This is a genomic window from Streptomyces sp. NPDC058335, assembly GCF_042723915.1.
Taxonomy (GTDB): Bacteria; Actinomycetota; Actinomycetes; order Streptomycetales; family Streptomycetaceae; genus Streptomyces.
This window is the reverse complement of record NZ_JBHXHX010000004.1, coordinates 36,801-55,291: the sequence shown is the minus strand read 5'-3', so window position 1 is coordinate 55,291 and position 18,491 is coordinate 36,801. Positions and strand designations below refer to the sequence as shown.

Sequence of the window (18,491 nt, the reverse complement as noted above, 5' to 3'; positions counted from 1 at the left end):
GCCGACGGGTCGGGCAACGACCTGGTGCTGAACCTCGAACGGCAGCCGAGCATGGCGATATGTCCTCACTCAGGGTGTCCACGCCCTGGTTCGACGAGACCGGCGACGAGAGTTCCTGGCTCCCGGGGGTGTCTACCCCGGTGACAGTGGCGGGACCGCGCCGGATTCACACCGGCTTCCTCTTCTGTCGCCGTACATGGCCCCGGCAGTCCACCACGTGCCCGGAACGGCCGTCAACTCGCTGTTGACCTGCGGCGGGACAGTGTGCAGAACCCCACACACCTCCGGTCACGGCCGTCACGCACGCGTGGGGCGCGGGACGGTGATCCGTCCCGCGCCCCACGCGCGCGTGCGCCGTCCGTCCGTCAGGCGACGATCAGCGAGATCCCGTACGCCACCGCCGCCGCGCACGCCGCGAAGCACGCGTACGCGCCGGTGACCGCCAGGGTGGCGGAGTCACCCTGGGCCGCGGCCCGCTCGCGGCGGGAGAGGCCCATGATGCCGAGAGTGAACAGGGCCACGAGGGCCACGGTGATGAGGAGGCTGACGCCGAAGACGGAGCCGAGAGCCGCCCAGTCGATCTTCATGCTGCTTCTTCCTTCGTACCGGTGGGGGCGGGACTCAGACGCTGGTGGTGGCCGGCGGGGCCGACTCCGCCACGCGGGCGGGGATGGTGGCCGTCAGGTCCTCGGTGACCGTGCCCGCCGGGGGCGGGGTCACGGCGGCGATCGCGGTGGTCACCACGCCGGCCGGCTCCTCGGGCACGTCGATGACGTTGGTGTGGTCGATGATCTCGCGGCGCGAGAGCTTCCAGATCGCGGCGCTGGAGGCGACGAGGAACACCGCGACGAGCGCCGTGCCCCAGTCGCCGAAGCCGGTCACGTACTCGGCGAGGGCGGCGACCAGGGCCGCGGCCGGCAGCGTCAGGCCCCAGGCCACGAACATCCGGGTGGCGGTCGACCAGCGGACGACCCCGCCCTTGCGGCCCAGGCCGGCGCCCATCACCGATCCGGAGACCGAGTGCGTGGTGGAGAGCGAGAAGCCGAGGTGGGAGGAGGCCAGGATGACGGTGGCCGCGCTGGTCTGGGCGGCGAAGCCCTGCTGCGGCTGGAGGTCGGTCAGGCCCTTGCCCATCGTGCGGATGATGCGCCAGCCGCCGAGGTAGGTGCCGAGCGCGATGGCCACACCCGCGGACAGGATGACCCACATCGGCGGGTCGGAGTCGGGGGCGACGGCGCCGCCGGCGACCAGGGCGAGGGTGATGATGCCCATCGTCTTCTGCGCGTCGTTGGTGCCGTGGGCCAGCGAGACCAGGCCCGCGGAGGCGATCTGGCCGGTGCGGTAGCCCTTCGCGGCGGCCTTGCCGTCGGCCTTCTTGCCCAGCGTGTACGACAGCCGGGTCGCGAGCATCGCGGCGAGGCCCGCCACGATCGGTGCGGCGATCGCCGGGATCAGGACCTTGGTGACCAGCACGTCACCGTGGACCGCGCCGACACCGGCGGAGGCGATGGTGGCGCCGATCAGGCCGCCCATCAGGGCGTGCGAGGAGCTGGACGGCAGCCCGACCAGCCAGGTCGCCAGATTCCAGAGGATCGCGCCGACCAGCGCGGCGAAGATGACCTCGGGACGGATGCCGGTCTCGTCGACGAGACCCTTGGAGATCGTGTTCGCGACCTCCACGGAGAGGAAGGCGCCTACAAGGTTCAGCACGGCGGACATGGCCACCGCGACCTTGGGCTTGAGCGCACCGGTCGAGATGGTGGTGGCCATCGCGTTGGCGGTGTCGTGGAAACCGTTCGTGAAATCGAACGCGAGAGCGGTTATTACCACAATCGCGAGGATCAGCGAGAAGCTTTCCATTTACCCAGGCAATCGTTCGAGGTCATTGGCTGGATGAACGTAGGGAACCTGAGTGAACGGAAGGTGAACTGGGCAGGGCATCACGGTGTCCACAATCGGCGGGACTCGTTCCGCTCCGCCTCGACGCCCCAGACGCCGCACGGGCCGGAGTTCCGGGGGTACTTCTCCAGGGCCCCGAAGAGCAGTGAAAGAGACATTGGTCACGTGGCAGGATCACGGCATGACCGACCAGCGACGCGACACCGACGACGGCACCCACGACCTGCAAGCAGGAGAGGTCGCACGGGTTTGGGAACAGCTCGTGGCCACGGCCCGCCGCACCGTCGCCGACCGCCTCGTCGTCGGCACCTCGGGCAACGTCTCGGTCCGCGTCGGGGACCTCGTCCTGGTCACCCCCTCGGGCGTCCCCTACGACCGCCTCACCCCCGACGACGTCACCGGCGTCGACCTCGACGGCCGACAGGTCCTCGGCACCCTCACCCCGACCAGCGAACTGCCCATGCACCTCGCCGTCCACCGCACCACCGACGCCCGCGCCGTCGTCCACACCCACGCCGTGCACGCCACCGCCGTCTCGACCCTGGTGAGCGAACTCCCGCCCGTCCACTACATGACGGGCGCCCTCGGCGGCCCCGTCCGCGTCGCCCCCTACGCGACCTACGGCACCGAGGAACTGGCCGGCAACCTCCTCCACGCCCTCACCGACCGCACCGCCTGCCTCCTCCAGAACCACGGCACCCTCACCTACGGCACCACCCTCGACGAGGCCTACGACCGCACAGCCCAGCTGGAATGGATGTGCCACCTGTGGCTGACAGCGGCGTCCGTCCCGGGCCACACCCCGAACCTGCTGACGGAGGGGCAGGTGAGGGAGGCGGGGGAGAAGCTGAGCGGCTACGGCCAGAAGACGTGAGGCGAGGTCTCCGGGATCCGAGGACCCGCACCCGCCCATGACGCCCTGAACCCCCACCACTGGCCGCGAAGAGGATCGGCCAGGACACTGGACGAGTGCGCACAGTCACCGCAACCGCAGTCACCGCAGCCGCAGCCGCAGCCGCAGCCCTCGCCGCCGGCGCGGCGAGCGTGGCCGCGGGCCGCCTGGCCAGCGACGCGGCGCTGAAGGCGTCACCCGGCCGCCCCCTGCCCACCGAACCCCGGCTCACCGTGCACGGCACAGCCGCCGGCCAGGTCACCCTCACCCGCGACCTCGCCGCCCTGCGCCCCGGCACCTACGGCCTCGCGGGCGACGGCTCCCACGCGGTCGTCGGCCCCGTCCTGGCCACCGCCCCGCACTCCGCCGACACCGTCGTACGCCGCCTGGAGCGCGTCACCCACGGCACCCTGAGCGCCGGCGACACGGTGTGGCTCACCCCGAACCTGTACGTCGGCAACCCGGACACCGCGCTCGGCCTCGACCACGCCGACGTCGACGTCCCCGGCGAGCTGGGCCCGCTGCCCGCGTGGTTCGTCCCCGGCGCCCGCCGCACCTGGGTGATCGCCGTGCACGGCCTGGGCACCACCCGCGAGCACGCCCTGAACCTGACCGGCTTCCTGCACCGCCGCCGCTTCCCGGTCCTCGCCCTCGCCTACCGCGGCGACCTGGGCGCGCCCCGCTCCCCGGACGGCCTCAACCACCTCGGCGAGTCCGAGTGGCGCGACCTGGACGCGGCGATGCGGTACGCCGTCCGCTACGGCGCCGAGCGCATCGTCCTGCTCGGCTGGTCCACCGGCGCCACCATGGCGCTGCGCGCCGCCGCCCGCTCGGGGCTGCGCGACCTCGTGTCCGGACTGGTGCTGGACTCCCCGGTCCTGGACTGGCAGGCGACCCTGCGGGCCCTCGCCTCCGCCCGGCACACCCCGGGCGCGCTGCTGCCGCTGGCCGTCCGCGCCGCCCAGGGACGCGCCGGCCTGAACGCCGGCCTCTCCGACGGTACGGCCGACCCGGCCTGGCCGGCCGTACCGACCCTGGTCTTCCACGGCCCGGACGACAGGGTGGCCCCCTGGGCGGTCTCCCGCCGCTTCGCCGCCCGCCGCCCCGGTCTGGTCACGCTCCACCCCGTCCCGCACGCTCCGCACGCCGCCATGTGGAACCCCGACCCGGCCGCGTACGAGGAAGCCCTGCGCCGCTTCCTCACCCCATTGATGTGAGACACCGGAGCGAGAACCGCGCCCGTACCGTGCCCGGAGCGGTGCCTGAGGTTCCGTTTAAGGCTGTACCGCTGGCCTGAACACACCCCCTCACCCCTCCCCCAACCCCGTGCGTTGGCCAGTCCCGTAGCCCGCCGTGACATTCCGTTTGGGTTTTCCGACCGTCAACCGGAAGACTGCACCCGTGACGTCCCGTATCCCGCGCGACTCCAGGCTTCGACTCGTCCGCCCACGACCCCTGGCCGCCGCCCCCTCAGCTGTGAACCAGCGGCGCCCCCGCCGCCCCGTACCCCGCCCGCCGGAGGGCACCCCCGCCCCGGCGGAGCTGGCCAGAATGGCGCGCTCCGGTCTGGCGTCCGCGGCCCGTGTCGCCCGCTGGGCGGACAACGCCCTCGGCCCCGGCCGGGACGCCGCCACCGACGACGGCAAGGCCACCCTCTCCGCGACGACGGCCGAACGCGCCGCGTCGGATCTGGGTCTGACCACGGCTCAGGTCCGCGCCGACTGGGACACCGCCCGCCTCGCCGGCCTCGTCGAGGTGCACGGAGACAGCGCCCGCCCCGGCTGGCGGTTGCGCGCCTGGAACCGTGACGACAGCGCCGTCCTGCGCGGCTGGGTCGCTCTCTTCGACGCCTGGTCGCTGGCCACCCCGGAACCCGCCGACCAGGAGCCCGGCGCCGTCGCCGAGGTCGTCTCGGCCATGCCGCAGGTGCTCTCCTTCCTCCAGCTGTCCGCCGGCCCGGTCCCCGTGGAGCAGCTTCTCGACCTGCTGCGCCAGCGCGTCACCGAACTGCGCACCGAACGCTGCGAGGTCTCCTACGGCCCCGAGGACGCCGACACCGCGAGCCCCAGGCCGTCCGGCCCCTCCGCCGACGCCGACCCGGCGGAGCCCGCCCGCGCAGCCGAACTCGCCCCCCTCCTCGACTGGGCCCTGCACGCCCTCGCCTCCGTGGGTGCCCTCACCTGCGGCGACGGCCACGCCACTCTCACACCGCTCGGCAGCTGGGCGGTCTGGGTCAAGCTGGAGCAGATCTGCGTCGCCGCGCAGAGCCCCGCCGGCAACATCGAGGTCGCCGCCGAGGAGATGCTCCGCGGCTGCGCCCAGCTCCGCCCGAACGCCGCCCGCGCCGAGTACCGCGCCTGGCTCGCCGCCCGCCCCGTCGGCAGTGCCGTCGGCGACCTGCTCGCCGCCGCCCGCGGCGAGGACGCCCTGCTGCGAGGCCTCGCCTTCGAGGCCCTGCGCGTCGTCGGCGCCCCCGCCGAGCCCGACGTCCGCGCCGTCGTGGAGGAGCCCGCCCTGCGGCCGTACGCCCTGCTGTGGCTGGCCGAGCACGACGGGGTGGACCCCGAGGACGCCCACGAGGTGCTCACCCGCGAGGAGGCCACCTGGCTGTGGGTCGACACCGCCGCGGCCGTCGCCGACCACGGCGAGGCGCCGATGCTGGTACGGCACCTGGAGTCCGCGCTCCAGCCGACCGTGCCCGCGCTGCTCGCCGAGGTCCGCTCCGTCGGGCACCCGCGCACCGTGCAGGTCCTGGTGGCCCTCGCTGCCGCGCACCCCGACCCGGCGCTGGCCAAGGCCGTCCGCCGGGCCGCCTTCCAGGTCCACACCGGGGGCTGAACCCGGCGCCGGTGTCAGCCCTGTATCTCGGGCGCGTACGTGCCGAAGCTCCAGATGTTGCCCTCGACGTCACGGGCCAGGTAGTCCCGCGAGCCGTACTCCTGGTCCGTCGGGGGCATCAGGATCTCCGCGCCGTGCTCCACGGCCCGCCGGTGGTGGGCGTCGACGTCGTCCACGACGACGTACACCCCGGCCGGGCCGGCGTCCTTCATCGCCGCGTCGAAGAGACCGCCGCGGCCCTTCGAACCGAGCATCACCGCGCCGTTGCCCTGTACCAGCTCGGCGTGCAGCACCGAGCCGTCCTCGCCCTCGAACACCGACAGCTCGGAGAAGCCGAAAACCTCCGTCAGCTGCCGGATCGCCGCCTTCGCGTCCCGGTACAACACCGTCGGGTAGATGCTGGGGCGTCCGCCGCTCGTGCCTGCCATGCCGATCACTCCCTTGTGATCCCAGCGCGATTCCTGCCGGAAATGTCACTCACGGCCCAGTCTGGCAGCGACCACCGACAATGCCCCCGGTACGCGGCACCGCGCGACCGGGACGCGAGGCCGGCGGAACCTGCCGCACCGCGCCACGGCCCCGCTCCCCGCGCGCAGCGCCCCGCGAAGATCGAACACCCGCACGCAGAAAAAGTGCTTGCACGGCCCCGGTAGAATGGCCCCATGGCCATTCTCCTCGCGCATTAGACGGCGGGAACGTCCTCAGCCGCCCATCCCGCCCCCACCCGCTCTGGAGTCTGTCCGTGATCTCCGCCTCCGGCATCGAGCTGCGCGCCGGTGCCCGCATCCTCATCGAGAACGCCTCCTTCCGCATCGCCAAGGGCGACCGCATCGGCCTGGTCGGGCGCAACGGCGCCGGCAAGACCACGCTGACCAAGGTCCTCGCCGGTGAGGGCATCCCCGCCGCGGGCCAGGTCACCCGTTCCGGAGAGGTCGGCTACCTCCCGCAGGACCCCCGCACCGGAGACCTCGACGTCCTCGCCCGCGACCGCATCCTCTCCGCCCGCGGTCTCGACGTACTGATCCGCAAGATGCGCGACAACGAGCAGCGCATCGCCAACGGCTCGGGCTCCACCCGCGAGAAGGCCCTCAGGCAGTACGAGCGCCAGGAGACGGAGTTCCTCACCAAGGGCGGGTACTCCGCCGAGGCCGAGGCCTCCACCATCGCCGCCGCGCTCAACCTGCCCGACCGGGTGCTCGGCCAGCCCCTGCACACGCTCTCCGGCGGTCAGCGCCGCCGGGTCGAGCTGGCCCGCATCCTGTTCTCCGACGCGGACACCCTGCTCCTCGACGAGCCGACGAACCACCTGGACGCCGACTCGATCGCCTGGCTGCGGGACTACCTCAAGACCTACCGCGGTGGCTTCATCGTCATCTCCCACGACGTCGAGCTGGTCGAGACGGTCGTCAACAAGGTGTTCTACCTGGACGCCAACCGCTCCCAGATCGACGTCTACAACATGGGCTGGAAGCTCTACCAGCAGCAGCGCGAGGCCGACGAGAAGCGCCGCAAGCGCGAGCGGCAGAACGCCGAGAAGAAGGCCGCCGCGCTGCACTCGCAGGCCGACAAGATGCGCGCCAAGGCCACCAAGACGGTCGCCGCGCAGAACATGGCCAAGCGGGCCGACCGGCTGCTCGCCGGGCTCGAGGCGGTGCGGGCCTCCGACAAGGTCGCCAAGCTCCGCTTCCCGGAGCCCGCGCCCTGCGGCAAGACGCCGCTGATGGCCGAGGGCCTGTCGAAGTCGTACGGCTCGCTGGAGATCTTCACCGACGTCGACCTGGCCATCGACAAGGGCTCCCGCGTCGTCATCCTCGGCCTCAACGGCGCCGGCAAGACCACTCTGCTGCGCCTGCTCGGCGGCGTGGAGACGCCCGACACGGGCGAGGTGCGCCCCGGCCACGGCCTCAAGCTCGGCTACTACGCCCAGGAGCACGAGACCCTCGACCCGGAGCGCTCGGTCCTGGAGAACATGCGCTCCGCGGCCCCCGACCTGGACCTCGTCGAGGTCCGCAAGGTGCTCGGCTCGTTCCTGTTCTCCGGCGACGACGTCGACAAGCCGGCCGGTGTCCTGTCCGGTGGCGAGAAGACCCGGCTGGCGCTGGCCACCCTCGTGGTCTCCTCGGCCAACGTGCTGCTGCTCGACGAGCCCACGAACAACCTCGACCCGGCCAGCCGTGAGGAGATCCTCGGCGCGCTGCGCACCTACAAGGGCGCGGTCGTCCTCGTCACCCACGACGAGGGCGCCGTGCACGCGCTCCAGCCCGAGCGGATCATCCTGCTGCCCGACGGCGTCGAGGACCTGTGGGGCTCCGACTACGCGGACCTCGTCGCCCTGGCTTGATCGAACCGGCTTGATCGGATGAGTGATCCACGGCGTATGGATCATTCGGCCTACCGGTGATCCATCATCTGTGTGAGATCTCCTCGTATCGAGGTGTGTCCTACATCGATTTCGCGGCCGACCCCTTTTCCGACAGGGGTCGGCCGTCGTGCGTCCCTGACCTGGCACTTCGCCGAAGAACCCGTTCGGCCGTACGAACGTCCATCGCTGGAATAACGGGTTCCGTTTATGGAGGTGCGCTCCTGTCGTCAAAACCCTGTCGCACGGACCTTGCCGAATGGGTGGCCATCAGGCCCCGGAGGGGTGATCATGAGGGGACCAGAGCGCACTTCCCATGAGGAGGCACGGGTGGCCGAGACTCTGAAGAAGGGCAGCCGGGTAACCGGCGCCGCGCGCGACAAGCTCGCGGCAGACCTGAAGAAGAAGTACGACTCCGGTGCGAGCATCCGGGCATTGGCCGAGGAGACCGGCCGCTCGTATGGCTTTGTGCACCGGATGCTCAGCGAGTCGGGCGTCACGCTTCGTGGGCGTGGCGGAGCGACCCGCGGCAAGAAGGCCGCCTCGTCCTGACCTCGGGCGGCCCATCGGCTTCGATGGTGACCACCCGGTCGGTCTTCCGATCGGCCGGGTGGTTACTGTGCAGTCACTTAGCTGACCGCTAGCTGACCGCACCCATCGGAGGCGCCCCATGGCCACGCCCGACCAGGAACTCGTTCCCCTGCTCGACAAGGACGGCGTACGGCTCACCGTCGACGACGCACTCGCCACGGTGACGCTGACCAATCCGGCCAAGCGCAACGCGCAGAGCCCTGCGATGTGGCGCGCGCTGGCCGAAGCTGGCCGGCAGCTGCCGGGCTCCGTCCGTGTGGTCGTGCTGCGCGGCGAGGGCAAGTCCTTCTCCGCCGGCCTCGACCGGCAGATGTTCCTGCCCGAGGGGATCGAGGGCGAGCCGTCCTTCATCGATCTCGCGCGCAGTGGCGACGCCGAACTCGACGCCGCCATCGCCGAGTTCCAGGAGGGCTTCACCTGGTGGCGGCGCAACGACCTCGTGTCGATCGCCGCCGTCCAGGGCCACGCCATCGGCGCGGGCTTCCAACTGGCCCTCGCCTGTGACCTGCGCGTCGTCGCCGACGACGTGCAGTTCGCCATGCGCGAGACCGGCCTCGGCCTGGTACCGGACCTCACCGGCACACACCCCCTCGTCTCCCTCGTGGGATACGGCCGTGCCGTCGAGATCTGCCTGACCGGCCGCTTCGTCCACGCGCAGGAGGCGGTCGCCACCGGCCTCGCCAACGTCGCCGTGCCCGTCGCCGAACTGGACGCCACGGTCCGAGAGCTGGCCGCGCCGATCCTGGCCGCGCCACGCGACGCCGTCGTCGAGACGAAGACGCTGCTGCGCGGCGCCGGCGACAGGACGTACGACGAGCAGCGGGCGGCCGAGCGCGCCTCCCAGGCCCGCCGCCTGCGGGACCTGGCCGGCCTCGGAGAGTGAGTACGGTGACGACGGCGGGTCCGGCACGCGCGGCGGGCGCTCAGCCCGCCGCCGTCACCAGCACCGCCACCGTCGGCTGATCCGTCAGCGCGTCCGACACCGCCGAGCGGACCTCCCGGGCCACCTCCAGCGCCCGGTGGTCCGCGCGCACCGCGATCTCCACGCGCGCGTGCCGCCGCGGCAGGGTGGCCGTCCCGTCCTGCCGATCCTCCAGGCGCACCGCCCGCCCGAGCACGTCCGTCAGCGCGGAGACCCCGGGCACCGCGAGCGCGGCCTCGGCGACCCGCGCCTCGTCGCCCTCCCGCGCCGCCCCGGCCGGCCGGGGCGGCCGCCCGGACTCCGGCTCGGGCCGCTCCTCCTCCTCGTCGAGCAGCGCCGTCACCCGCAGGTCCACCTCGGCCACCACCAGCCCGATCCGCTCCGTCGCCGCCAGCGCCAGCGCCGTACGCAGCCGGGACGCGGTCGTGGGCAGCGGTTCGGAGGCCGCCGCAGTGAAGTCCGCCGTCACCCGCAAGGGCCCCGGCGGCAGTGCGCTCGGCGGCGCCGGAACCACCGGCTCGTACGTCCGCTCAGGGTCCGCCATCGCGATCCGCAGCACGCCCAGGCGCACGCCGGGCAGCTCCCGTGCCGCCCCGCGCAGCACCGCCTCCGCCGCCTCCTCCGTGATCCACGCACCGTCCCGCGGCTCACCCAGGGGGAGCAGCCGGCCCATTCCGAGCTGTTCGCGCACCGCGCGCGTCCATTTGTCCGCCGTCATTCCTCCAGCCTGCCGCATCCCTGGAGCGCGGTCGGCTCACCGCGCTTACGGTGGCATAAGGACGACGACCGAAAAGGACGTACGGCGATGAGTGAGACGACGGGACAGAGCAGGACGCAACTCCCGGACGACGGCACGGAGACGGTGTCGACGCGGAAGGCGACCAGGCGCGGCGGCGGGGACCCGGCGTCCCGCGGACGCACCACCATCGCCGACGGCGTCGTGGAGAAGATCGCCGGACTGGCGGCCCGCGACGTGGTCGGCGTGCACGCGATGGGCAGCGGCATGAGCCGCACCTTCGGAGCCGTGCGCGACCGCGTGCCCGGCGGCACGAAGTCCGTCACCCGCGGCGTCAAGGCCGAGGTCGGCGAGGTGCAGACCGCGCTCGACCTGGAGATCGTGGTCGACTACGGCGTGTCCATCACCGAGGTATCCCGGGACGTGCGCGAGAACGTCGTCGCCGCCGTCGAGCGGATGACCGGCCTCGAGGTGGTGGAGGTCAACATCGCGGTGAGCGACGTCAAGCTGCCCGAGGACGAGGACGAGGAGCCGGAGTCCCGGCTCCAGTGACATGCCGGCCATCGGGTGACCGGGCCGCTGAGGGGAGTGCACCGTGAACATGGCCGTGGTGGGCATGATCGCCGGCATGGCGCTGGGCTTCGCCGGATACTTCGGCGGGTTCGGGGCCTTCCTGCTGGTGGCGGCGCTGGGCGCCGTCGGGTTCGTCGTCGGACGGTTCATCGAAGGGGACCTGGAACTCGGCGACTTCTTCCGCACGCGCGACGACCGGCGCCGGTGAGGTCGGTGACGCCGGCGAGCGAGGGGACCGGCACGCCCGGCACCCGCCCGGCCACGGTCCCGCCGGGAGAGCGGGGCGCCACCCGGATCGCCGACCGGGTCGTGGCGAAGATCGCCGCGCAGGCCGCGCGCGAGGCGGTGGGACCGTTGCCGTCCGACGCCGCCCGCCCGCACGCCACCGTGGTCGTCCACCACGACGCCGCTCACATCCGCGTCCACCTCGAACTCGGCTACCCGACCGCCATCGGTCCGCGCTGCCATGCGGTGCGTCGTCACGTCACCGAGCGGGTAGGCGCGTTGGTGGGAATGGAGGTGCCGGAAGTCGCCGTCCAGGTCGAACGCCTGCATCTGACGGCGGAACACGGCGTGGCACACGGGAGGACGCCATGAGCGAGCCCCTGGGCTCCGAGGGCACCACACGAAGACTGCCGGTTCTCGAGAAGACGGCCGAGGACGACGTACCCGCACCACCCGAACCCGCCCCCGCGCCGGGCAGCGGACGCTTCTGGTCGGCCCGCCGGGTCCCGGCGGCCGTCGTCGCGCTGCTGCTCGCCGCCCTCGCGGGCGTCCTGCTGTACGACATCGCCGCGGTGCGCGCCGACCGGCCGGTTCTGCGGGTACGCCGGGAGCTGGCGCGGCAGCTCGCCGAACGGCCGCTGGACGACGTCTGGGTCCTCGTCGGCGCGGGCGTCGCCGCGGCCCTCGGCCTGTGGCTGATCCTCCTCGCCGTCACGCCGGGCCTGCGCGCCGTCCTGCCGATGCGGCGGCCCCACCCCGACGTCCGCGCGGCACTTCACCGGGATGCCGCAGGACTGGTGCTGCGCGACCGGGCCATGGAGGTCGCCGGTGTGCAGTCGGTCCACGTCCGGGCCGGGCGCCGCCGGGCCGATGTGCGCGCGGTCTCCCACTTCCGTGACCTGGACGACGTACGCACCGACCTGGACGCGGTGCTCGGCGACGCCGTCCGTGGCCTGGGCCTGGCCCGGCCGCCGGCGCTGTCCGTGCGGGTGCGCCGGCCCGGACGGAAGGGATGAGGACGATGCTCAGGACCGTCAACCGCGTGGCCCTGGGACTCGTGGGCCTCGTCCTGCTGGCCGTCGGCGGCGCCGTGCTCGCCGTCGGCCTGGGCGCGGACCCTCCCGCCTGGTGGCTCCACGACGGCAGGCACGACGTTCTGCTCAGCACCGCCGAGCGCACCCGGTGGCGGCACGAGGGCTGGTGGTGGCCGACCGTCATCGCCGTGCTGACGGTGCTGGTCCTGCTCGCCCTGTGGTGGCTGGTCGCGGTCCTGCGCCGCCGCCGGCTCGGCGAGGTCCTCGTCGACACCGGCGACGGCGCGGGCGCCCTGCTGCGCGGCCGGGCCCTGGAGGGCGTCCTGGCCGACGACGCGGCCCGCCTGGACGGCGTGTCCCACAGCCACGCCCACCTCACGGGCCGCAGGGACGCCCCGGAGGCCCACGTACGGCTCCTGCTCGAACCGCACGTGGACCCGGCCGTGGCCCTGGACCATCTGACGAACGAGTCCCTGGCGCACGCGCGCGATTCGGCGGCGCTGGAGTCGCTGCCCGCGGAGGTCCGCCTGAGGACGGCCAAGCACAAGGCGGAACGGGTGAGTTGACGACCCGGAGGGACGGGCCTCAGAACCCGTGCCGCATCCCGCCGTCCACCGGAACCATGATGCCGGTCAGGTAGGACGCGGCCGGCGACAGCAGGAAGGCCGCCACCCGACCGAACTCCTCCGGCGCCCCGTACCGCCGCAGCGGGATCCGGGACTCGTGCGCGGCCCGGGTCGCCTCCGGATCGGCCGACAGCCCGTCCAGCTCGCGCACGCGGTCCGTGTCGATCCGGGCCGGCAGCAGCCCCACCACGCGGATCCCACGCGGCCCCAGCTCGTCGGAGAGCGACTTGGCGAACCCGGCCAGCCCCGGCCGCAGCCCGTTCGAGATCGTCAGCCCGGGAATGGGCTCGTGCACCGACCCGGACAGCACGAACCCGATGACACCCCCGGCCTCCAGTTCGGCGGCGGCCGCCCGTGCCAGCCGCACCGCGCCCAGGAACACCGACTCGAACGCCATCTGCCACTGCTCGTCCGTGGTGTCCGCGGCGAACCCGGGCGGCGGCCCGCCCACGCTCACCAGCACCCCGTCGAAGCGGCCGAAGGCCTCACGCGCGGCCGCGATCAGCCGCGCGGGCGCCTCGGGATCGGCGTTGTCGACGGCCACCCCGATCGCGCCTTGCCCCAGCGCCTTCGCCGCCTCGGCGGTACGCTCCTCGTCCCGCCCGGTGACGACCACCTTCGCGCCGTCCGCGACCAGCTCGCGCGCGACTGCGTTGCCGAGGCCGCGGGTGGCCCCGGTGACGATGTACACCCGGTCCTTCAGTCCAAGATCCATGGCCCCTATCCTGCCTGCTCGCCCCCGTACAGCATGAGGGCGGTGCTGACGAGGCCGATGTGGCTGAACGCCTGCGGATAGTTCCCGAGATGGCGGCCGGCCTTCGGGTCGTACTCCTCGGCCAGCAGCCCCACGTCGTTGGCCAGGGCCACCAGCCGGTCGAACAGCTCCCGCGCCTCCTGGGTCCGGCCCGTCATGTGCAGAGCGTCCGCCAGCCAGAAGGAGCACGCCAGGAAGGTGCCCTCGTCGCCGGGCAGGCCGTCGACGGCCCGCCCGGCGGTGCTGTAGCGGCGCAGCAGACCGCGGTACCCGAGTTCCTCGCGGACGGCGTCGACGGTGCCGACCACCCGCGGGTCGTCGGGTGGGAGGAAGCCGACGCGCGGGATGAGCAGCAGGGAGGCGTCCAGTTCGCGCGAGCCATAGAACTGGGTGAAGGTGTTGCGCTCGGGGTCGTAGCCCTTCTCGCACACCTCGCGGTGCACCTCGTCGCGCAGCGCCCGCCATCTCGCCACGTCACCGCTGAGCCGTGGGTACCGCTCGACCGCGCGGACGGCGCGGTCGGCGGCCACCCACACCATCACCTTGGAGTGGACGAACTGACGACGGCCGCCGCGCACCTCCCACAGCCCCTCGTCGGGCTGCCGCCAGTTCTCGCACAGCCAGTTGATCAGCGCGCTCTGCAGCGACCACATATGCGGCTTGGGCGACAGGCCCGAGGTACGGGCCAGCGACAGCGAGTCCATCACCTCGCCGTACACGTCCAGCTGAAGCTGGTTCACGGCGCCGTTGCCGATGCGTACGGGACGGGAGTCCGCGTAGCCGGACAGCCACGGCAGCTCGCACTCGGGCAGCCGGCGCTCGCCCGCCAGCCCGTACATGATCTGAAGGTCCGCGGGGTCGCCCGCGACGGCGCGCAGCAGCCAGTTCCGCCAGGCCTCGGCCTCCTCCGCGTAACCGGCCGCCAGCAGGGCTCCGAGGGTGAGGGTGGAGTCGCGCAGCCAGCAGTAGCGGTAGTCCCAGTTGCGGACCCCGCCCGGCTCCTCGGGCAGGGACGTGGTGAGCGCGGCGGCGATGCCGCCCGTCGGTTCGTAGGTGAGGGCCTTGAGGGTGATGAGGGAGCGGACCACGGCGTCCCGGTGGGGTCCGTCGTAACGGCAGCGCGCCGACCACGCCTGCCAGTCCTGGACGCTGGCCCGCAGCGCCTCGTACGGGTCGATGAGCGGCGGGCGCGCGTGGTGCGAGGGGTGCCAGGTCAGTACGAACGCGACCGACTCGCCCGCGGCGACCGTGAACTCCGCGTGGGTGCCGAAGTCCTCGCCCCAGGTGCGCACCTCCGGCTCGCTGCGGAACCAGACCGCGTCCGGCCCGGCGACCGCCACCCGGTGGCCGTCGACCCGGCGCATCCACGGGACGACCCAGCCGTAGTCGAAACGCAGCCGCAGTGTGCTGCGGACGGTGACCCGCCCGCGCAGTCCCTCGACGACGCGTACGACGTCGGGGGCGGCGTCCCGCTGCGGCATCAGGTCGGTGACGCGGATCGCGCCCTCGTCCGTCTCCCACTCGGTGTCCAGGACGAGCGTGTCGGGGCGGTAGGCGCGGCGGGTGCAGTACTGCCCGTCCGCGCCCTTGGGCGCGATGCGCCAGTGGCCGTTCCCCTCGTCGCCCAGGAGGCGCGCGAAGCAGGCCCCGGAGTCGAAGCGGGGAAGGCACAGCCAGTCGACCGAGCCGTCCATACCGACCAGGGCCGCGGTCTGTTCGTCGCCGATGACGGCGTAGTCCTCGATGCGGGGGTGCACGGGGTGCGGGTTCCCAGCAGCACGGCAGGGCAACCGGGGCGGGGGCCGGGCGGGTGACACGGGGGCGCGATGTTCGGCCGACTGCGGCCCGGCCGCAGGGCGGGGCGGGACGCTCCCGTGCGGATGCGTGTTCGGCGGTGGCTCAGACCGCCGCGGGCTGGTCCGACTCCGCCGTCTCCGCCGTCGACTCCTGGGCGGCGGCCTCCCTGCGGTCGCGCATCTCCCGCCGGACCAGGACCACCCAGCCGATCGGTACGCCCGCGGAGAACAGCCACCACTGGATGGCGTAGGCGTAGTTGAGCGCGGCGTCCTCGTTGCCGGGCCGGCCGACCAGCTCGGGGGTGCCGTTCTTCGGCTCGGGCGCCGTCTGCGCCACATAGCCGCCGAGGACCCGCTCGCCGAGGCGGCGCGCCTCCTGCTCGCTGTTGATCAGCATGACCTGCCGGTCCGGCAGTCCCTGGAGGTTCTTGATGCCGCTCGCCGCGGTCGTCTCGTCGGGCATCAGCCGCCCGGTCACGGTGAGCTGCCCGGCGGGCGGCGCGGGGACCTTGGGGAACGTGGTCTGGCTGGGGGCGTCGGCGGGGATCCAGCCGCGGTTGACCAGCAGCACCTTGCCGTCCGTCAGGACGAAGGGGGTGAGGACGAGGAAGCCGACCTCCTCGTCGCCGTTGACGCGCCGCCGGACGACGACCTCCCGATCGGTGTCGAAGCGGCCCACGGCGGTCACGGACCGGTACCGCTGATCGGTGCTGACGGTGTGGCCCGGGGAGGTCAGCTTCTCCACCGGCACGGGGTCGGCGGTGAGTGCGTCGGACACCAGCTGATTGCGGGCGGTGCGCTCGTCGTAGCGGTGCATCTGCCAGATGCCCAGCCTGATCATCGTGGGGATCAGGAGGAGGGCGACGAGCGTGATGATCACCCACTGCCGGGACAAAAGGAAGCGGTACACCCCACGACCGTACCTCCCGGCCGTGGGGTGTCCTCGCGTGGGGGCCCGCTTCAGACCCGGTCCACGATGCCCGCCTTTCCCTCCGCGCGGGCGCAGTGGGCACCGCAGAACCACTGCCCCTCGACCTCGACGCCCTGGCCGATGATCTGCACCCGGCAGTGCTCGCAGATGGGTGCCATGCGGTGGATCGCACAGGAGAAGCAGTCGAAGACGTGCACCGCGCCCTGCGCGTGCACCTCGAAGGTCATTCCGTAGTTATTGCCGCAAACTTCACATGTCGCCATGCGCCACAGGGTGAGCCGTCGGTGCGGCGCGGGCCAGACGGTGCCGGGCGAGTCGCCCGCCAATCACCCGTCCGTACGGTCACTGCCCCGCGGCCGGCTCGACATCGCGCAGCAGCTGGCCGAACGCCGCCTCGTCCACCACCGGCGTGCCGAACTGGCGGGCCTTGACCACCTTGGAGGTGCCCGAGTCCGGGTCGTTGGTGACGAGCAGGCTGGTCAGCCGGGAGATCGACGTGGCCACATGCAGTCCGGCCTCGGTCGCGCGGTCCTCCAGCAGCTCGCGCTCGATCGAGGTGTCCCCGGAGAACGCGATCCGCATGCCCTGCCTGAGGCGCTTGCCGTCTTCGTACCGCCCGGGATTGGGGTAGGGGCACGCGGGCCGCTTGCGGGCCGGACGCCAACTCGTCGGCCGATAGCCGCCGGGGCCGCCCGCCTGCTGCCCGATCCGCGGCGCGGGCCGGTCCTGCCACTCCGTCAGCGGCCGGCACTCGTGCAGCGGCAGCCGTACGCCGCCCGCCGCCGCGGCCCGCAGGCTCGGCCGGAACGCCTCGGCCAGCACGCGCGCGTCGTCCAGCGCGTGGTGCGCCCGCCGCTGGACGACACCGAAGTGGGCGGCCAGCGACTCCAGCTTGTGGTTGGGCAGCGGCAGGGCCAGTTCCTTGGAGAGCGCGATGGTGCACAGCCGCTGCCGCACCGGGGCCTCGCGCTTCGCGCGCGCGTACTCACGGGCGATCATCTGCCAGTCGAACACCGCGTTGTGCGCGACCAGCACCCGGCCGTCGAGCCGGTCCGCGAACTCCTGCGCCACGTCCTGGAAGAGGGGCGCGCCCTCCAGCGCCTCGCTCGTCAGACCGTGGATCCACACCGGGCCCGGGTCGCGCTCCGGGTTCACCAGCGTGTACCAGTGGTCCTCGACCTCACCGCGCGCGTCCAGCCGGTAGACGGCGGCGGAGATGATCCGGTCGTCGCGGGCCAGGCCGGTGGTCTCCACGTCAACGACCGCGTATCCCTGCGGATACGCGGCCGGCCACTCCGTGGGGGAGGACGCTGTGGGCGTACGGTCTTCGAGCATGGTCATTGAGGATACGGGCCGCCACCGACAGCGGACGCACGCCTCCCACCTCGCCGCCGGACACACCCACACGCGCGTGCGAGACGAAGCCGGACGGAAGACGCGGTAGGCGCACGGGAGTTCGACGCCGGGACCGGCCGGCGCGGGCCGATGCCCGCCACGCCCCGGTTCTCGACGCCAACCTCCTCTCCGGCAGGCCCACTTCGGTACGCGCGCGTGGAGCGTCGGTACGGGTCCCCGCCGTCCCGGATGCGATCCTCCCCGTGTGACGGAACCAACCCACGACGAGGCCCACGGCGGGTCGCTCGGATCCCGCCTCAACTGGCTGCGAGCCGCCGTGCTCGGCGCCAACGACGGCATCGTGTCCACCGCGGGCCTCGTGGTCGGTGTGGCCGGCGCCACCGGTGACCGTTCGACGTTGCTGACGGCGGGGCTGGCCGGTCTGCTCGCCGGGTCGATGTCGATGGCCGCGGGGGAGTACGTGTCGGTGTCCACGCAGCGCGACTCGGAGATGGCCGCCCTCGCGCTGGAGCGACGCGAGTTGCGGGAGCAGCCGGAGGCCGAGCTGGAGGAGCTGACCGAGCTGCTGGAGGAACGGGGTCTGACCCGCGCCGTGGCCCGGGACGCGGCCGTCCAGCTGACGGAACGCGACGCGCTGCGCGCCCACGCGCGCGTGGAGCTGGGCATCGACCCCGACGACCTCACCAACCCCTGGCACGCGGCCTGGGCGAGCTTCCTCGCCTTCACGGCGGGCGCCCTGCTCCCGCTGCTGGCGATCGTGCTGCCCCCGTCGGACCGGCGGCTGCCCGTCACCGTGGTGTCGGTCCTCCTCGCCCTCGCCTGCACCGGTTGGAGCAGCGCCCGCCTGGGAGCCGCGGCACCCGCGCGGGCGGTCGTACGCAACATGGGCGGCGGCGCGGTGGCGATGACGGTGACGTACGTGACCGGGGTGCTGCTGGGCGCCGCGGGGGTGTGAGCGG

Annotated in this window: 21 protein-coding genes and 1 riboswitch; of the genes, 12 read left to right on the top strand and 9 right to left on the bottom strand. The window is 72.9% G+C overall.

What is annotated here, in order from left to right; all coding sequences use genetic code 11:
- Positions 1-89: 89 nt before the first annotated feature.
- Positions 90-222: riboswitch (cobalamin riboswitch) on the bottom strand.
- A 143-nt stretch (positions 223-365) separates the two neighbouring features.
- Positions 366-587, bottom strand: a complete 222-nt coding sequence (locus tag ACFWJX_RS08275) for a hypothetical protein (RefSeq protein ID WP_383238644.1) — start codon at positions 585-587, stop codon at positions 366-368.
- Between the two features lie 34 nt (positions 588-621).
- A complete protein-coding gene (locus ACFWJX_RS08270) occupies positions 622-1,860 on the bottom strand; it encodes an anion permease (protein WP_383238641.1) in 1,239 nt (412 codons plus the stop codon).
- A gap of 220 nt (positions 1,861-2,080) precedes the next feature.
- Between ACFWJX_RS08270 and ACFWJX_RS08265 the strand changes: the two genes are divergently transcribed.
- The 3 genes from ACFWJX_RS08265 (at position 2,081) to ACFWJX_RS08255 (ending at position 5,629) form a co-directional block, all read left to right on the top strand.
- On the top strand, positions 2,081-2,773 hold the full coding sequence (locus tag ACFWJX_RS08265) for a class II aldolase/adducin family protein (protein ID WP_383238639.1): 693 nt from the start codon (positions 2,081-2,083) through the stop codon (positions 2,771-2,773).
- 95 nt (positions 2,774-2,868) lie between these two features.
- A complete protein-coding gene (locus tag ACFWJX_RS08260; protein WP_383238636.1) occupies positions 2,869-4,008 on the top strand; it encodes an alpha/beta hydrolase in 1,140 nt (379 codons plus the stop codon).
- Positions 4,009-4,192: 184 nt separating this feature from the next.
- Positions 4,193-5,629, top strand: a complete 1,437-nt coding sequence (locus ACFWJX_RS08255; RefSeq protein WP_383238633.1) for a hypothetical protein — start codon at positions 4,193-4,195, stop codon at positions 5,627-5,629.
- 14 nt (positions 5,630-5,643) lie between these two features.
- On the opposite strand, the gene ACFWJX_RS08250 is transcribed toward ACFWJX_RS08255, so the two are convergent.
- Positions 5,644-6,057: a VOC family protein gene (locus ACFWJX_RS08250; RefSeq protein WP_383238630.1), complete on the bottom strand. Its 414-nt coding sequence runs from the start codon at positions 6,055-6,057 to the stop codon at positions 5,644-5,646.
- Positions 6,058-6,371: 314 nt separating this feature from the next.
- Between ACFWJX_RS08250 and ACFWJX_RS08245 the strand changes: the two genes are divergently transcribed.
- The 3 genes from ACFWJX_RS08245 (at position 6,372) to ACFWJX_RS08235 (ending at position 9,462) form a co-directional block, all read left to right on the top strand.
- Positions 6,372-7,970, top strand: a complete 1,599-nt coding sequence (locus tag ACFWJX_RS08245; RefSeq protein ID WP_383238627.1) for an ABC-F family ATP-binding cassette domain-containing protein — start codon at positions 6,372-6,374, stop codon at positions 7,968-7,970.
- Positions 7,971-8,318: 348 nt separating this feature from the next.
- Positions 8,319-8,540 (top strand): helix-turn-helix domain-containing protein, encoded by a 222-nt coding sequence (locus ACFWJX_RS08240; protein ID WP_004002281.1) that lies wholly within the window; start codon positions 8,319-8,321, stop codon positions 8,538-8,540.
- 118 nt (positions 8,541-8,658) lie between these two features.
- Complete coding sequence (locus ACFWJX_RS08235; protein WP_383238623.1) at positions 8,659-9,462, top strand: enoyl-CoA hydratase/isomerase family protein; 804 nt, start codon at positions 8,659-8,661, stop codon at positions 9,460-9,462.
- A gap of 40 nt (positions 9,463-9,502) precedes the next feature.
- Here ACFWJX_RS08235 and ACFWJX_RS08230 read toward each other — a convergent pair whose 3' ends face one another.
- The gene (locus ACFWJX_RS08230) at positions 9,503-10,219 is read right to left on the bottom strand and encodes a nucleopolyhedrovirus P10 family protein (protein ID WP_383238620.1); all 717 of its coding nucleotides are present in this window, start codon (positions 10,217-10,219) and stop codon (positions 9,503-9,505) included.
- A gap of 87 nt (positions 10,220-10,306) precedes the next feature.
- Between ACFWJX_RS08230 and ACFWJX_RS08225 the strand changes: the two genes are divergently transcribed.
- From ACFWJX_RS08225 to amaP, 5 genes are read left to right on the top strand one after another with little or no spacing between them, the layout of a single operon-like run.
- Complete coding sequence (locus ACFWJX_RS08225) at positions 10,307-10,789, top strand: Asp23/Gls24 family envelope stress response protein (protein ID WP_383238617.1); 483 nt, start codon at positions 10,307-10,309, stop codon at positions 10,787-10,789.
- Positions 10,790-10,832: 43 nt separating this feature from the next.
- Positions 10,833-11,018, top strand: a complete 186-nt coding sequence (locus ACFWJX_RS08220) for a hypothetical protein (protein ID WP_073499200.1) — start codon at positions 10,833-10,835, stop codon at positions 11,016-11,018.
- 5 nt (positions 11,019-11,023) lie between these two features.
- A complete protein-coding gene (locus ACFWJX_RS08215; RefSeq protein WP_383238615.1) occupies positions 11,024-11,407 on the top strand; it encodes an Asp23/Gls24 family envelope stress response protein in 384 nt (127 codons plus the stop codon).
- On the top strand, positions 11,404-12,051 hold the full coding sequence (locus ACFWJX_RS08210; protein WP_383238612.1) for a DUF6286 domain-containing protein: 648 nt from the start codon (positions 11,404-11,406) through the stop codon (positions 12,049-12,051). The genes ACFWJX_RS08215 and ACFWJX_RS08210 overlap by 4 nt, the downstream gene beginning before the upstream one ends.
- Positions 12,048-12,635 carry an alkaline shock response membrane anchor protein AmaP gene (gene amaP, locus ACFWJX_RS08205; RefSeq protein WP_383238609.1) on the top strand — a complete coding sequence of 196 codons (588 nt, stop codon included), beginning with the start codon at positions 12,048-12,050 and terminating at the stop codon, positions 12,633-12,635. Before ACFWJX_RS08210 ends, amaP begins: the two co-directional genes overlap by 4 nt.
- 19 nt (positions 12,636-12,654) lie before the next feature.
- Here the strand turns inward: amaP and ACFWJX_RS08200 are convergent, their stop codons facing one another.
- The 5 genes from ACFWJX_RS08200 to ACFWJX_RS08180 form a co-directional block, all read right to left on the bottom strand.
- On the bottom strand, positions 12,655-13,410 hold the full coding sequence (locus ACFWJX_RS08200) for an SDR family oxidoreductase (RefSeq protein WP_383238606.1): 756 nt from the start codon (positions 13,408-13,410) through the stop codon (positions 12,655-12,657).
- Positions 13,411-13,415: 5 nt separating this feature from the next.
- Entirely contained in the window at positions 13,416-15,206 is a 1,791-nt protein-coding gene (locus ACFWJX_RS08195) for a glycoside hydrolase family 15 protein (RefSeq protein ID WP_383238603.1), read from the bottom strand.
- 142 nt (positions 15,207-15,348) lie between these two features.
- Positions 15,349-16,155: an SURF1 family protein gene (locus ACFWJX_RS08190; RefSeq protein ID WP_383238600.1), complete on the bottom strand. Its 807-nt coding sequence runs from the start codon at positions 16,153-16,155 to the stop codon at positions 15,349-15,351.
- Positions 16,156-16,205: 50 nt separating this feature from the next.
- Positions 16,206-16,439 (bottom strand): hypothetical protein, encoded by a 234-nt coding sequence (locus tag ACFWJX_RS08185; protein ID WP_073496546.1) that lies wholly within the window; start codon positions 16,437-16,439, stop codon positions 16,206-16,208.
- 79 nt (positions 16,440-16,518) lie between these two features.
- Positions 16,519-17,511: a DEDDh family exonuclease gene (locus tag ACFWJX_RS08180; RefSeq protein WP_383238595.1), complete on the bottom strand. Its 993-nt coding sequence runs from the start codon at positions 17,509-17,511 to the stop codon at positions 16,519-16,521.
- Between the two features lie 265 nt (positions 17,512-17,776).
- Between ACFWJX_RS08180 and ACFWJX_RS08175 the strand changes: the two genes are divergently transcribed.
- Entirely contained in the window at positions 17,777-18,487 is a 711-nt protein-coding gene (locus ACFWJX_RS08175) for a VIT family protein (protein ID WP_383238593.1), read from the top strand.
- Positions 18,488-18,491: the final 4 nt, after the last annotated feature.